This window comes from Streptomyces sp. GESEQ-4 (assembly GCF_017948455.1).
Taxonomy (GTDB): Bacteria; Actinomycetota; Actinomycetes; order Streptomycetales; family Streptomycetaceae; genus Streptomyces.
In genome coordinates this window covers 1-14,603 of record NZ_JAFFSU010000031.1, presented here as the reverse complement: position 1 = coordinate 14,603, position 14,603 = coordinate 1, and the positions used below count along the sequence as shown (strand labels likewise).

Here is a 14,603-nt window from a genome sequence, read left to right as displayed (position 1 = left end):
GACGCCTCGGGCTTCAGACGCCCAGCGCGGCGCGGACGGCCTTGACCCTCTCCTCCGTGAACACCTCGCTGTCGAGGAGCGGGAGGACGGACAGTACGCCCCCGGACGAGCCCCAGCTGCCCTCGTCGATCACGCGGAAGTTGACCCACCACGTCGGTGACGGCTTCTCCAGTCCGAAGGCCGCCGCCAGTGCGGCAAGGACGCGCTCGATGACCTGGCCTCGTACGTCCGGCTGCCAGGCGGCGTCCATGACCGCGATGTCGATCACCATCACGTCGAGTTCCTGGTCGGTGTCCGAGAGCAGCCGTCCGCCGATCGCCATCATGTCCCGCTCGCGCTCGACGAAGTGCACCTGGAACCCGACGCGGGCGGCCGGAGCCGGCTGTCCCACCTCGGGTACCAGTACCGCGTCCGTCAGCGTCTCGGCCAGCTCGCGGCGCTGCTCCAGGCCCAGGCGGCCCCTCGGGGCGTTCACGGTAATGATCGTCACAACATCCTCCTATGACAGTCGTTATAGAGGTCGGCATATTACACCCGTCTATAACGACTGTCATAGAGGGCGGTGTGGGCGCTCAGCCGGAGATCACGGCGGTGCGGTGGATCCACTCGCTGCCCTGTGCCGCCGTGTGCATGAAGGCGGCCACGTCCGCACGGCTGATTGTCGGGTTGCCCTTCATCGGCAGCCGGTCGTCCGCCCGGTAGGTGCCCTTGACGGGGCCGTGGGTCAGCCTGGTCGGGTACACCACGGTCCAGTCCAGTCCGCTGGAGCGGATGCTCTCGTCCGCGATCGCCTTGTCGGCGTAGATCGACCGCAGCAGCGTGCCGTAGATCAGCTTCTGCGCGCTGCTCGACCAGCCGAAGGTGTGGCCGACACCGAACGAGGACAGCCACACCAGACGGGAGACACCCGCTTCTCCGGCCGCGCCGATCACGGCCGCAGAGGCGCGCGTGAACAAGCCGTCGGCGCGCACCGAATTGCCCCTGCCGAGCGCGGAGACGATCGCGTCGTGCCCGGCCGCCGCGGCGGCGAGGTCGCGGTGCGAGGTGGCGTCGCCGGTGACCGTGGTGACCTGCTCGGCCAGGTCACCCAGGGCCGCCGGATTGCGGACGAAGGCCGTGACCGAGTCGCCGGATCGCACGGCCAGGTCGAGGACATGACGACCGGTGGGACCGGTCGCACCGAGGATCAGCAGCTTCATGACAGGGGGCTTCTTTCGTGTGCGATGTCAGGAGAGGTCGGCGAGGTCTTCGTCGGTGAGGGCGATCGCGGCGGCAGCCATGTTCTCCTCCAGGTGGGAAAGAGATCCCGTGCCCGGGATGGCCAGGGCCACCGGCGATGAGGCCAGCAGCCGGGCCAGGCCGATCTGGGGGACGGTGGCGCGGTGCCGGGAGGCCACCTTGGCCAGACGCTCGTCGTCGAGTTCCCGACCGCCACCCACCGGGAAGAAGGGCACGAAGGCGATGCCGGACTCCTCGCATGCGGCCAGGAGGTCCGCTTCGTCGCCCTGGGCGGCGTGGTTCTGCACGGCAGTGACAGGTGCGATGGCGCGAGCCTCCACGAGATGACCGGGGTCGACGTTGCTGAGGCCGAGGTGACGGATCAGGCCCTCCTCACGCAGCGCCGCGAGCGCCTCGAAGCGCTCGGCGAGGGACTCACCGTGCGGGGGTTCCATGGCGCCGATGCGCAGGTAGACCAGGTCGAGGCGGTCCACGCCCAAGCCATCGAGGTTGGCTTCGACAAAGCCACGCATGTCGGCCGGGGTGCCGTGGGAGAGGCCGTCGGGGCCGACGACTGGGCCCACCTTGGTGGCGATGACCAGGTCGGACGGGTAGGGGTGCAGGGCCTCACGGATCAGAGTGTTCGCTCGCACCGCACCGCCGGCGCTGAAGTAGAAGTCGGCGGTGTCGATGTGGTCGACCCCGAGTTCGACGGCGCGGCGCAGTACGGCACGGCCGGCCTCGGGGTCGCGGGCGGGACCGCCCATGCCGTCCTTGGAAGGCAGGCGCATGGCGCCGAAGCCGAGCCGGTTGACGGGGAGGTCGCCGCCGAGGCGGAAGTCATTGCTCATGAGCTCCAGCCTGCAAGGCTCGGCATCGGCCGACGAGCCCGTGGCATGTTGCTGCCACCGGCACAATGGACGTATGCCACAGGTCGTGATGCTTCGCGGTGATCTTGAGTTCTGGGCGCGGATCAAGCCCTTGACGGAGTCCAACGACGTGGAATGGGTCAACGCCGCCCGCGACCTCGACACCTGGCCCGGCGCCCGTGAGGCCGCCCGCCTGACGATGCGTCGTGACGGGGCAGTTCAGGCCCGCAAGCTGTACAGCCCCGCCGTGCTCGCCGACGAGCGCGACCGGGAGGCCCTGCGCGAGATGGCTGCCCACGGCATGCGGATCAGGATCGCCGCCACCCCGTTGTCCCGGGGAACCTTCTTCATCGACCGGCGAACCATGATCCTCACCAGTCCCATGACGTCCGCCCCGGCCGCTCACGGACACCGCACGTACACCATGAGCGCCGCGCCGGCCTTGGTCGACGGGGCGTACGCGCTGTTCGAAGCCGCTTGGGAGAGCGCGACCGACCTCGCTGCCTTCCTCAGTCCGCAACGGCCCCTGATCGACGCCCAGACCGGCAGGGTCCTGCGCGCCTTGACCTCCGGCGTCACCGACGAGACAGCCGCACGGGAACTCGGCATGTCGCTGCGCACCTACCGCCGCCGGGTCGCCGAACTGCTCGTCACCCTCAACGCGGGCTCCCGTTTCCAAGCCGGAGTACGCGCGGGCGAGTTGGGCCTGATCCGCGGGTGATCGTCGGCATCAATCGGCACGTCGGCCCGCAGCCGCATGTGTGCTGCGAGTACGTAGGCCCTCCCGCCTGATGGACGGAAGGGCCTCTGACCAGGTGTTTCTCTGTGCCCCCGGCAGGATTCGAACCTGCGACACCCGCTTTAGGAGAGCGGTGCTCTATCCCCTGAGCTACGAAGGCGTGCGTGCAGCCGTGCCACCGCCCACAGTGTAGCGGCTGGCGCCGGGGCGGCTGGAGGGCTGGTGATGTTGGCTGCCGGGCGGCAGGTCTGATCCTGCGGTGTACGCGGTTCGGGAGGGGCGTCGGCCCCCATGGGTGGTGGCGTCAGGCTGCGAGGTCGAGTGGCTTGCGGCCCAGGGCGCGGGTGATGGAGTTGTTGACTCAGGCGTAGCCGATGTAGATCAGCAGGCCGGACCACGGCGGTGCCTTCGGATGGCAGCCGGCCGTTGCGGGACATCCAGAGATGAGTCCGCAATGACCGTCAGCCGAATGACGATACCGAGGCTACTGCGCCGAGGTGGCGGTAGTGGGTGGGCTACCTGGTCTTGAACCGGTTCGGACGCACGAAGTCCAGGCCTTCGATGGTCTGTTTGCCGAGCACCTCGTGTGCGGCGATGTGGCCATAGCCGGTGGCCATCTTGAAGCCCTTTCCGGAGAACCCGGTGGCGCAGTAGACCCTGCTGTTCTCGTCCAGCCAGCCGAGGAGGGGATGCCTGTCCTCGGTGAAGAGGTCGGGGAAGGCGTCGGAGCGCACGATGGTGGGGGTCAGACCGGGAAAGAATTCGGTGACGATATCGGTGACCTTCTCGACTTCTTCCCGGGTGAGTTCCCTGGGTACGGAGTCCGGGTCGGGGGTTTCCCTTCCGCGTCCGTCCAGCGGTCCGTCCACCGATGCCTTGACCGTCACGCCGTCGACGGCCGGTGCGCCGTACATGGAGCGATCGCCGTACAGCCGACTGAAGACGGGGAAGTTCTCCGGCGAGAACTGCTCGCCGTCTTGGGCGATGAACCAGGTCAGGACGATCCGATGGGTTTCCGTGACGGCCTTGAGGTGGTCGGGCATGAGCCTTCGGGACCAGCCGCCCGAGGCGACGATGACCTTCTCGAACGTCCAGGTTCTGTCGCCCGAGGTGACGACCACGCCGTGTTCGGTTTCGGTGATGCTGTCCACGGGCGTGTTCTGAAGGACGGTGGCGCCGTTCGCCTGGGCCGCCGCGACGGCGGCGCTGACGGCGCGGTCGGTGCGCAGAACGCCGGCGTGGGGGTCATGGACGGCGCAGTCGTCGGGGCGGAGGTTGTGCTGGGGGTAGCGTTCGGCCATGTCCTCCCGGCTGAGGACGCTGTGCTCGGCTCCGGTGACGCGCGTGGCCTCGAGGAGGCTGGTGATGTAGCTGCCGTTCGCGGTCCCGATGGACAGACCTCCGGTAGTGGTGAGGATGTCCTGCCCGGTTTCCGCTTCGAGCTCGGCCCACAGGCCGCGGGAGCGTTCGATGATGGGGTAGTAGTCGGGCCTGCCGAGGTAGATCATGCGGAACAGGCGGGTGTCTCCGCCCACGGCACTGCGGCCGTGGGCGGGGGTGGCGGCCTCGAAGCCCACTACCGAGTCGGTCAGCCGGGAGGCCTGCCACAGGGCCATGCTTCCGATGCTGCCCAGGCCGATGACTGCGAGTTGTGCGTCCATGAGAGCGGCTTCCTTTTCGTTTACTCGTGAAGTCCGGCGAGTCTGCTGCCGAATCTGGCCAGCAGCGAGGTCGTGCTGGAACCCCTGCGCTCTTCCCACCGGTCGGCAATGCCGAAGAGCCGGTACATGGCGTGAACGCCCAGCCAGCGGATGGGTTCCGGTTCCCACTTCCGTGCCCGGTAGCCGACCCAGGGAAGGGTGGTCCGTTCGGTTTCCTGCTCGAAGGCGAGCTCCACGAGAGTCCTGCCGCCGACATAGGCCGACGTGACACCGTGTCCCGCGTAGCCGGTGGACGACCCGATCCCCGATGCCGGATCCCAGTGCACGCCGCCGTTCCAGTCCCGCGTGACACCCAGGACTCCCGACCAGGCGTGGTCCACCTCGAAGGGGATGTCCGGGAAGAAGGAACTGAGCTTGTGCGAGATCAGGTCGATGGTGGACTGGGCGGTCGCACCGGCTCCCCCGGTGCCGGACCCGAAGCGGTAGGGGACACCTCGGCCCCCCATGGCGATACGGCCGTCCGACGTCCGTTGGGCGTAGATGAACGTGTGCGCGGAGTCGTTGAGGCACTGGGGCCCGTCCCAGCCGATCTGCTGCCACGCCTCCTCCGGCAGGGGCTTGGTCACGATCATCGAGGAATTGACCGGGATCAGGCTCCGGCGGCCGAGCAGCTGTCCCGAATAGCCTTCGGTGCAGATGAACGTCTTGGCCGCGGTGACGCGTCCGTTGGCCAGGGTGAGGGTCTTGTCCGCGACACTGTCCACTCGGCTGTCTTCGTAGATCCTGACCCCCATGGAGGTCAGGGTGTCGGCGAGGCCGTAGACGAGTTTCGCGGGGTGGAAGCGCGCGCAGTGCTTGTAGAAGAGCCCGCCGTGGACGGTGGAGATGTTGATCCGGCTCCGGAACTCGTCCTGGTCGAGCATGTGGACTTCGTCCTCGGTCAGCCCGTACTTCAGATCGGCATCACGCCTGGCCACCAGCCGGCCCAGCCCCGCCCGAGTGTGAGCGGCGACGAGCGCGCCGCCCTTGTGCTGATCGGCATCAATGCCCTCGGCCCGGAGGATGTCCAGGACGGAGTCGACGCCGGCGACGAATTCCTGCTGCAGCGCCCGGCTCGCCTCCAGCCCTCCCCCGGCGCGGGCGAAGGTGGCACGGTTTCCCGGAGGCATCGCCGAGAGCCAGCCACCGTTGCGCCCCGATGCTCCGTAGCCCACCTGCTCGGCCTCGAAGACCGCGACCGAGAGCGACGGTTCCAGCTTCTTGGCGAAGTACGCCGCCCACAGGCCGGTGTAGCCGCCGCCGACAATTGCCACGTCCACACAGTCCTGGCCGGTGAAACTGGGGAACGAGGGCCTCTTGTCGGCCAGTTGGGCCACCCAGAAGCCGAGCTCTCCGTTTCGGGGTGGTGCCGCAAGAGCGTTCATGGTGTGTCCTTCATCTGTCTCTGCGAACCGCGTGGGCCGCTGCTGGAAAGCGGTGCAGCCGCCGTCGACGGGGAGCGTTGCCCCGGTGATGTACGAGGACTCCGACGACGCGAGGAACAGGACGGCGTCGGCGATCTCCTCGGGAGTGGCGAGGCGCTGGAGCGGGATCTGCCCCTCACGCTCACGGCGGGTGGCCTCTGGGTCGGATCTGCGCGGGGTGTCGATTCGCCAGACGAGGGCGTCGAGTGCCTGTTGAAGCCGGGCCACCGCCGCACTGCTCATGATTGGCTCGCCGCTACACCGCAGTGCAGATCACCTGGATCTCGACCGGGGTGTTGAGCGGCAGCCCGGCGACACCGATCGCGGTGCGGGCGTGCCGTCCGTTCTCGCCCAGTACCTCGATGAGGAGTTCACTGGCCGGGTTGGCGACGTTCGACTGCTCACCGAAGTCCGGCGTGCCGGCCACGAAGACCAGCATCTGCACGATCCGGACCCGGTCCAGGTCGCCCACCGCCTGCACAGCGGCAGCGAGCGCGTTGAGCACGGCATGGCGCGCGAACTCCCGCGCCGTCTCCAGCTCCACGTCCCGGGCCGACAACGCCCTGACCCAGCAGCTCGCCGTCCTTAAAGGGGAGTTGGCCGGAGAGGTGGATGGTGGAGCCCACCGTCCGGTGGTGCACGAGGTTCGCGCTGCCGGCGAGGACGGGTAGCTTCAGCCCTAGGGCCTGGAGCCTTCTGAAGCCGAGTCACCCTTGACGGTGTGAGGCAGGGGCTGACTCACACCGCCATCGCCTTGCTGTGGATCATTTCCTCAGTTCTCCGCTCGGGCGTCAGGGGCATCAGGGGCGCGGCAGGCCGAAGAGGACCGGGAGGTCGGCGATGTCGGTGATCCGCTCGTAGCCGAGCCAGTGCTCGTCGTGCTCCCAGCCGCGGTCCATGTACACCTTGTTCTTGATGCCCATGATCGCCGCGGAGCGATGGTCGTACATCGGGCTCGCGGATACGTGCACGAGCTCGTCGGGTGTCACGCCGAGCTTGTCGAATGTGTACTCGAAGGCGCTGAGTCGCGGCTTGTAGACGCCCATCTCCTCGGCGCTGATGACGTCTGCGAACGGGGCCTTGAGGTTCTCCGCGAGGCGCACGGCGTGCGCGGTGTCGCTGTTGGTGATGATGACCAGCGGGACCGCCTCGGCCAGGCGGTTCAGCGCCTCGGTTACACCGGGGTACGGGCCCCAGGTGGGGATGCGGTCGTACACCGCCCGCGCTTCGTCCTCGCGGTACTCGAGACCGACCTTGCGCAAGGCGCGTTCCATGGAACGAGCGACGACCTGGTGGAACGGCTGGTACGCGCCCGTGCACTCGTCGATCCGGTACGCCTTGCAGATCCGCAGGTACTCATCGGCGACCTCGGCCGGCAGTCGGTCGCCCAGGACCTCACGCATCGTGTCGTTGATGCTGAACTTGATCAGCGTTCCGTTCATGTCGAACGTCACGAACTTGGGTTTGACGTCGAATCCCACTGGTCCTCCTAGTGTTTCAGTGGAGCAGTCTGATGCCTGGTCGATTGTCGACCATCGTTTAGTCGATTGTCGACCAACTGGTCTCGACTGTCAACAGCATCAGAGGAGCGCCTCGGCAAGTGCGAGCCGTTCCGCCAGGTCGTGGTATCGGCAACGTCAGCGGCCGGCCAGATGCTCGGCTTCTCACGCAAGACCAGGTACCGACTGGACGACGAAGGCCGAAGAGTCGGCGTCCGGAGACGCGAAGGTGTTGCGTCGTGCGTCCTGCACTCGCGTCGCCGGACCGGCATCGGCCTGACAACCAAACGGCACCACCCGAGACACCGACCTGTTACCGCGACCCGTGAGCCGGATGGGGCACCGCTGTGAATTCAGTGAGCTCCGTGCCAGACAACCAACTTGAGGTGGGGATGCACCAGCAGAGGTATAGTCGACAAACGACCAAATGGTCGGCAAGTGTTGAGGGAGGGCAACGGGGTGGACCACAAGTTCGAGTGGCAGGAGCAGCGGACGACGACGCCGGACGGCGTCTACCGCACACTGCGTGCCGCCATCCTCGACGGGACCGTACCTCCCGGTGGCCAGCTGCGCGAGGCGCACATCGCCGGGGATCTCGGGATCAGCCGGTCCCCGCTGCGCGAGGCGCTGACCAAGCTGGAGGAGGAAGGGCTCGTCGTCAAGATCCCCTACCGTGGGGCGTTCGTCGTAGAGGTGAGCGCTCGTGAGGTCGCCGAGATCGACTCGGTCCGGCTGCGTGTCGAGCCGTACGCCGCCGAGCTCTCGGCCGAAGCCCTGCGCGGTCCTGAGCGGCCCCAGTTGCTGCAAACCGTCGAGGATCTCCGCCGGGCAATGGAGAAGGACGACATCCCGGCCAGCATCGACGCGCACCTCCGCTTCCACAGGCTCTTCTACGATCTCTCGGGGCACGGCGTCCTGCAGAGTCTCTGGAACGGCTGGGAGACCAAGCTGCGCCTCCACCTCAGCGTCGATCACCGCACTTACAGCGACGACCCGCATCAATTGGTCGTCGAGCACGAGAGGTTGGCCGCGGTTGCCCTGGAAGGCGACACCGACGCGTTCCGCCAGGAACTGGCTGCCCATTTCCCCATGGGGCTGGGGGTCCAGACGGGAGATCCAGGGGAACGCGCGCCCCGGCATGCATGAGGTCATGCCGGCGTGCGTGAAGCGTCCGATCTTGTAGCGGATCTTGAGTGCCGGTTGCCGGTTGCCGGCCGTCGGCACGGTGGGGCGGGTAGGGGGCGACGTGGGCGTTTACGGCTGCGCGGTCAGCTGCGCGGGCGGGCCCGTTCCAGGAACCGGTCTGCACAGCGCCGGCTGGTGACGACGTCGCGCCGGGGCGGGGTGGACGCGAAGCGATACAACTCGGTGCGGCTGGTGCCATCCAGGCAGGTCACCGCCATCACCGGTTCTGCCCCTGGCTTCGGCCCCCTGGGCGAAGCGCCGGTATCCGGTAGGCCAGGCCGGCCAGAACCCGGAGGCAACTGCCCGCCATGGGCAGCCAGGCGAGGCCATGAAGGTGCCCGCTCCCTGGATCTTGCGGTCCCGGCCCGCCGTCGGCCACTGCCCTGAGGACGCCTCGCCTCCCTCAGCCGGGCTCTCCTGGCGGACGGGTCGGAGTTGCAGCCCGGCAGCGCCGTCCGCACCGTGCTGGCGTTTGCTTCGCTGCATCACCACCGGCCATACGATCACGATCGAGTCTTAGTCTTGACAAAGTCTAAACTAGAGCCTACTTTTCAAGCTCCTTGAGTAGGTGTGCGTGGCCTGGGTGGTTTTGTTCGTGCCGGTTGGCCGCCACATCCGGCCCCTGCTGAAATCGGAGTTGGACATGAGGTGCTACGACTGCCTCCAGGAGGCGCGCAGCGACACCACCGGCATCGGTGTGTGCTCGCGCTGCGGCTTGGCCACCTGCGAGAACCACGCCCGCGTACGTCAGGTACAGGTCACCCGCCAGGTCGGCATGGGTGCTGCGTTCGGCCGTATCCCGGCACGCAGGGTGGTATGCCACACCTGCGATATGGCCGAGACGGCGAACTGACCGCATGGTGCGCATGTCGCACCCGCATCACCGGTCGCCGAATGCGCTCTGTCCGTCCGAGCATGCGTTCTTGGCCTGCCCGGACGCCGTCCCTGATCACTGCCGCAGCGTCCGGGCCTCAGCCGTGGCCACGGCTGGGTGCGCCATGCAGGAGGCGCGACCGCGGACGACGAGATGTCGTAGGGGGCCGTACTTGCCTATCGGCGGGAACGGCGCGATCAACCTCCGCTGTTCGTCGGTGAGTTGCCTCCGCGTCACGGTCGTCTTCCTGCCGGATCCACCTGAAGGCCGACGGCGTTCTTCTGGTCGTGAACGGGTCCAGTGTCGCCGCGCGACGCCGTTGCCGAGCTCGTCACCACGGGCTTGCAGCCAGTCGCTGTAGGCCTTGCCGGAACAACCGGGCAGCAGGCCAAGCCGCTCTTGTGGCATGGGGATCTCGTCGGGCGTGAGGTCGACCATCCGTGTCAACCGCTCGAGAATCCCGCCGCACGTGGTGTTCCGAGGTCGCATTCGAGGCCGAAGTTTGTATTGACAGTGCTCGACGGGCACCCATATGGTCGACAAACGACAATCGAGTGGAGGCTTTAAGCCGTCATACGGCGTTATGTCGCCACTGTTGCTCGAGAGGAGAACCGAGTGCAGATGATCAAGATTCACGCGAAGCAGGTTCTCGTGGCCAACTGCGAGGGTTTGTGCCCTGCTCCGTCCGCGGAGGTGGCGCGATGAGCCAGTCCGTGACTTCGGCAGCGAATACCGACTCGGCTTCCGATCGGCTCCAGGCCTTGGGGCTGGCCCTTCCCGAGCTCCGTGACAACCCGTACTACGTGCACCACCGGACCGTGGGCTCCAGCATCTACATCTCGGGTCAACTGCCTTACAAGGACGGTTGGCTGCTGGGTCAGGGCATTGTCGGCCGGGAGGTCGAGCTGGAGACGGCTCGTGAGCTCGCGCGCCATGCCGTGCTCAATGCGCTCGCTGCCGCTGTGCAGGCGGTGGGCGACCTGGACCGGGTCCGGATCGTGCAGATGCTGGTCTTCGTGGCCAGTACGCCGGACTTCGGTGAGCAGTCGAACGTCGCCAGCGCGGCCAGTGAACTGCTCATCGAGGTGCTGGGTGAGAACGGACGGCACGCTCGCACCGCGATCGGTGTCGCCGGGCTGCCGCTCAACAGTCCGGTCGAGATCCAGATGGTCTGCACCGCTGTGTAGGCCGGGGCCGACGGGGGTGTACGCAAGCGAGCGCTATCGCGGGCCGCGCGCGTTCGGCATCCAGGGGGAGTCAGCACCCGCGCCCCTCGATCATTCCAGGCATAACCACAAGGAGGGCAGCGTGAACCGGCTGCAACGAGCACTCGACGCTCTGGTCGAGCGGATCGACACCCCCGCGCCGATCGTGCTGGTCGACGTCATGCAGGGCAACATCGACCGCATTCAGGGCTTCGCCGACCAGCGCAACCTCAAGGTCAGGCCGCACGTCAAGACGCACAAGTGTGTGGAGATCGGGCGACGCCAGATCGAGGCCGGCGCGGTCGGAATCACCGCGGGAAACGTCGGTGAGGCCGAGGTCTTCGCCGCGGCCGGGTTCGACGACATCTTCCTCGCCTACCCGATCTGGGCCGCGGGAACGAAGCGAGCCCGGATCCGCCGGCTCGCCGAGTCCGTCCGGCTGCGGGTCGGCGTCGACAACGTCGCGGCGATCGAGGCCCTCGCCGACGCGATGGGAGACGAACCGGGCCGGCTACAGGTCGTGATCGAGGTCGACTGTGGCGCCCGTCGTTCCGGGGCGCCGCCCGAGGCTGCGGGCGATCTCGCGCTCGCCGCCCGCAAGCGCGGTCTGATGCCGGTGGGCGTCTTCACCTATCCCGGTCACGGCGGCGCGGGTCGGGACGCTCGCGGGCGCGCCGCGCAGGACCAGGAGGCCGCGCTCACCATCGCGGTACGCAGCCTCGAAGGTGTCGGAGTCACCGCGGAGGTGGTCAGTGCCGGCTCCACTCCCACCCTCGAATTCTCCACGAGCGGCGTGATCACCGAGATCCGTCCCGGCGAGTATGTCTTCGGCGATCTGAACAACGTCCGGCTGGGCTCCTGCACGGAGGACCAGATCGCGCTGTTCGTGGCCGGCACCGTGGTCAGCGACTGGATCCCCGGTCAGGTCATCGTCGATGTGGGCAACAAGGCCCTCAGCAAGGAAGGCAGCCCCGAGATCGGCTACGGCGGCATCGCCGGCACGAAGGCGGTCCTGTCCAAGGTCAACGAGTACCACGGGTTCCTTCCGCTGCCGGACGGCGAGTTCCGCCCCAGCGTCGGCACCGTCGTACCGGTGGTGCCGAACCACGTATGCCCCGTCGTCCTCGGTTTCGAGGAACTGATCGTCACCGACAGCACGGGCACGTCGCTGCAGCGCTGGCCGGTCGACGCCCGCGGATTCCTCAACTGACCGGCCCCAGGGACAAGACCCCGTGGCCGAGCCCCAACCCGACGACCGATCTCCCCCGTAAAGGAGTGCCTGACATGAGACTCAAGAACGTCACGGCCCTGGTGACAGGCGCCAGCAGTGGCATCGGGCAGGCGGTGAGTTCCCACTTCCGCCGCGAGGGCGCGCGGCTGCTGCTCACCGGCCGCAAGGAGCGACTCGACAGCGCTCAGCCCGACGACCTGTACGTTCCCGGAGACCTCAACGACGAGGCGTTCGTCGAGAGCCTGGCCAAGCAGGCCGCCGAGTCCCTCGGCACCGTCGACGTCGTCGTCCTCAACCACGGCCTGCAGGCCGTCAGTCCGCTCACCGAGATGGCCTGCGACGACGCGAAGAACGTGCTCGAGAGCAACCTGCTCAGCGCGTTCCTGGTGATGAAGCACTTCGCGCCGCTGATGCCCGAGACCGGTGGCTCGTTCGTCTGCGTCAGTTCACGACTGGGCATGGTCGGCATGGCCGGGCAGGTGCTGTATTCCGCCGCCAAGGGGGGCCTCATCATGCTCGCCAAGGGCGCTGCCATCGAATGGGCCCCGCGCAACATCCGTGTCAACGTCGTCGCTCCGGGCCTGACCGCCACCCCGATCATCGAAGCGGCGTTCCAGAGCAAGCCCGACCCCGAGGCCTACCGCCGCGAGCGCGAGAGCCAGATCCCGCTCCAACGCCTCGCCACTCCTGAAGAGGTCGCTGACGCGGTGCTCTTCTTCGCCTCGTCGGAGTCGTCGTACGTGACCGGATCGGTCCTGACCGTCGACGGCGGGTACACCGCTTTCTGAACGTCCCTGCTGGGCATCCCCACCAGCAATGGACTGAACGACCTGCTCTCCGTCTCGCCTTCTGCCTCGGGCGACCGCCGATTGCGGCATGAACGATCGCACACGCGTCGAGCGCGTACCCCATTCGCCGCACTCGAACGGTGCCACCCACAGTGCGCCCGTAACGCCCACGAGTGCGTGCCAGACGCCGCTCGGCAACGGCTCATCGACCGTGGCCGCGGCTACCAACTTCTCAAGCTCAAAAAGGAGAGGCGTAGCGCTCCTGAAGGCCATCGACACCAATCCCTCCTTCGCGCCGCGAGAGTCCGGCCCGCTCCCGGAACGCCTGATTTCCGGCAACCCCGCCTTCAAGACCTGGGCCCAGGACGTCGCCCGTGGGGAGTCGATCCATACGGGCACTCCGCTGGTCACCGCCTGTCACGGCTCCAGCTTCCCCATCGCTACTCACCCGGTCCTCTAGCCGGCGTCGCTCCGACGACAAGGTCGTCGGGGACTTCGATCCACGGCGATCACGCGCCCAAAGCGGCGATCGGCAACGCAAGCGGGCGATGCTCTGTCCGCGTTCGCCGCCCTGCACCATCCCACCCCCCCGCACCTGCGAGGTAAAGCCCCGCACAGCTGGTCCACGCGTCCCCAGATGAGGAGTATTGCCATGAGTGATGCCCAGATCGGTCGTAGAGCGCTCCTGCGCGGAGCAGGCGGCCTCGCCGCCCTCGCCGCTCTTCCCTCCCTCGCCGCCTGCGGCACCGGCACCAGCCGTGTGTCGTCCGGTGGGGGTAAGGGCGGCGGCAAGACGGTGGTCGTCCGTGACAGCGGCGGTTCCTACGGTGCGGCCCTGCAGAAGGCGATCTACACGCCGTTCACGCAGGAGACCGGTATCAGCGTCAAGGTGCTCAACCTGGACGATGCTCCGCTGCTCGCCCAGATCAAGCAGGGCCGCCCGCAGTGCGACCTCATCAACAACTCGATGATGTCGCACACCAAGTACGTCAAGCAGGACGCCCTGGAGGCGCTGGACCTGGACCGGGTCAAGAGCGTGAAGAGCGCGAAGATCCCGGAGAACCAGATCACCGAGCATGCCGTCGGCCACGCCTTCTACGGCCAGTGCATCGGGTACCGCACGGATGCCTTCGGGGGTAAGAAGCCGGAGTCGTGGGCGGATTTCTGGGACACCAAGGCGTTCAAGGGCGGGCGTTCGATGGTCAGCCCGGACGGTGACCTGCCGGAGCTGGAGTTCGCGCTGCTGGCCGACGGTGTGCCCATGGACAAGCTGTATCCGCTGGATGTGGACCGTGCCTTCAAGGTGCTGACCCGGCTGCGGGGCGACATCAAGAAGTTCTGGGACAGCGGCCCGCTGCCCGGTGTGCTCCTGAGCCGCGAGGAAGTGACGATGGCCACCGTCTGGGACGGCCGGCTCGCCGACCTGCAAAAGCAGGGCGTGCCGGTGGAGCGGCAGCTCAACGGTATGCGCCGCCAGTTCCAGGGCTACGCGATTGCCAAGGGCGCGGCCAACGTGGACGGCGCCTACCAGCTCATGGACTTCTCGCTGCGGGCCGAGAGCCAGGCCAACGTGGCCAAGGCGTTCCCGTCGAACCCGGCTTCTCCGCTGGCCTACGACAAGCTCACCGAGGACGAGCGCAACGCACTGTCCGGCGCGCCGAAGTTCTACGACCAGGGTTTCGACGCGGACATCGACTGGTGGCTGAAGAACGAAGCCGCCGTCACCAAGCGCTGGTTGGAGTGGGCTCGTGGCTGAATTCGATGTCGCCACACCGTCCGTCAAGGTGGCCGGCGGCACGCCGGCCGCCTCGACCGGCAAGGCGTTGTCGGTGGTGGCCCTGCGCAAGACCTACGGGGACGTCGTCGCTGTC

General features: G+C 67.5%; 15 protein-coding genes, 1 tRNA gene and 1 pseudogene. 8 read left to right on the top strand and 9 right to left on the bottom strand.

The genetic code is table 11. The annotated features are described in order from the left end of the window. Positions 1-13: 13 nt before the first annotated feature. From KCH48_RS36720 to KCH48_RS36710, 3 genes are all read right to left on the bottom strand, one after another. On the bottom strand, positions 14-490 hold the full coding sequence (locus tag KCH48_RS36720) for a tautomerase enzyme (RefSeq protein WP_210581498.1): 477 nt from the start codon (positions 488-490) through the stop codon (positions 14-16). 82 nt (positions 491-572) lie between these two features. Then, positions 573-1,199 (bottom strand): NAD(P)-dependent oxidoreductase, encoded by a 627-nt coding sequence (locus KCH48_RS36715; RefSeq protein ID WP_210581497.1) that lies wholly within the window; start codon positions 1,197-1,199, stop codon positions 573-575. 27 nt (positions 1,200-1,226) lie between these two features. Further along, entirely contained in the window at positions 1,227-2,069 is an 843-nt protein-coding gene (locus KCH48_RS36710) for an aldo/keto reductase (RefSeq protein ID WP_210581495.1), read from the bottom strand. A gap of 73 nt (positions 2,070-2,142) precedes the next feature. Here KCH48_RS36710 and KCH48_RS36705 point away from each other — a divergent pair, with 73 nt between their 5' ends. Then, a complete protein-coding gene (locus KCH48_RS36705) occupies positions 2,143-2,808 on the top strand; it encodes a response regulator transcription factor (RefSeq protein WP_210581493.1) in 666 nt (221 codons plus the stop codon). Between the two features lie 105 nt (positions 2,809-2,913). On the opposite strand, the gene KCH48_RS36700 is transcribed toward KCH48_RS36705, so the two are convergent. The 5 genes from KCH48_RS36700 to KCH48_RS36675 form a co-directional block, all read right to left on the bottom strand. Further along, positions 2,914-2,986 (bottom strand) — tRNA-Arg (locus KCH48_RS36700). Positions 2,987-3,341: 355 nt separating this feature from the next. Continuing rightward, positions 3,342-4,487, bottom strand: coding sequence for an N-methyl-L-tryptophan oxidase (solA, locus tag KCH48_RS36695; protein WP_210581491.1), 1,146 nt, complete (start codon positions 4,485-4,487; stop codon positions 3,342-3,344). Positions 4,488-4,507: 20 nt separating this feature from the next. Then, complete coding sequence (locus KCH48_RS36690; protein ID WP_282615232.1) at positions 4,508-6,193, bottom strand: FAD-binding oxidoreductase; 1,686 nt, start codon at positions 6,191-6,193, stop codon at positions 4,508-4,510. A gap of 13 nt (positions 6,194-6,206) precedes the next feature. After that, positions 6,207-6,509, bottom strand: coding sequence for a RidA family protein (locus KCH48_RS36680; protein ID WP_246886440.1), 303 nt, complete (start codon positions 6,507-6,509; stop codon positions 6,207-6,209). Between the two features lie 241 nt (positions 6,510-6,750). Continuing rightward, positions 6,751-7,431: a haloacid dehalogenase type II gene (locus tag KCH48_RS36675; protein ID WP_210581489.1), complete on the bottom strand. Its 681-nt coding sequence runs from the start codon at positions 7,429-7,431 to the stop codon at positions 6,751-6,753. A 477-nt stretch (positions 7,432-7,908) separates the two neighbouring features. Here KCH48_RS36675 and KCH48_RS36670 point away from each other — a divergent pair, with 477 nt between their 5' ends. Further along, a complete protein-coding gene (locus KCH48_RS36670) occupies positions 7,909-8,595 on the top strand; it encodes a GntR family transcriptional regulator (RefSeq protein WP_189326175.1) in 687 nt (228 codons plus the stop codon). Positions 8,596-9,277: 682 nt separating this feature from the next. After that, positions 9,278-9,487 (top strand): DUF2180 family protein, encoded by a 210-nt coding sequence (locus KCH48_RS36665; protein WP_210581487.1) that lies wholly within the window; start codon positions 9,278-9,280, stop codon positions 9,485-9,487. Between the two features lie 96 nt (positions 9,488-9,583). Here the strand turns inward: KCH48_RS36665 and KCH48_RS36660 are convergent, their stop codons facing one another. Then, entirely contained in the window at positions 9,584-9,946 is a 363-nt protein-coding gene (locus KCH48_RS36660) for a hypothetical protein (RefSeq protein WP_210581485.1), read from the bottom strand. Positions 9,947-10,209: 263 nt separating this feature from the next. On the opposite strand from KCH48_RS36660, the gene KCH48_RS36655 reads away from it, so the two are divergent. The 5 genes and pseudogenes from KCH48_RS36655 (at position 10,210) to KCH48_RS36635 (ending at position 14,488) form a co-directional block, all read left to right on the top strand. After that, entirely contained in the window at positions 10,210-10,695 is a 486-nt protein-coding gene (locus tag KCH48_RS36655; RefSeq protein WP_210581483.1) for a RidA family protein, read from the top strand. A gap of 121 nt (positions 10,696-10,816) precedes the next feature. Next, entirely contained in the window at positions 10,817-11,923 is a 1,107-nt protein-coding gene (locus tag KCH48_RS36650; protein ID WP_210581481.1) for an alanine racemase, read from the top strand. A gap of 74 nt (positions 11,924-11,997) precedes the next feature. Continuing rightward, positions 11,998-12,732, top strand: a complete 735-nt coding sequence (locus KCH48_RS36645; RefSeq protein WP_210581479.1) for an SDR family NAD(P)-dependent oxidoreductase — start codon at positions 11,998-12,000, stop codon at positions 12,730-12,732. A gap of 403 nt (positions 12,733-13,135) precedes the next feature. Next, a pseudogene (locus KCH48_RS36640) lies at positions 13,136-13,315 on the top strand (transposase); the annotation flags it as partial. 69 nt (positions 13,316-13,384) lie between these two features. Beyond that, on the top strand, positions 13,385-14,488 hold the full coding sequence (locus KCH48_RS36635; protein ID WP_210581619.1) for an ABC transporter substrate-binding protein: 1,104 nt from the start codon (positions 13,385-13,387) through the stop codon (positions 14,486-14,488). The last annotated feature ends 115 nt before the right edge of the window (positions 14,489-14,603 follow it).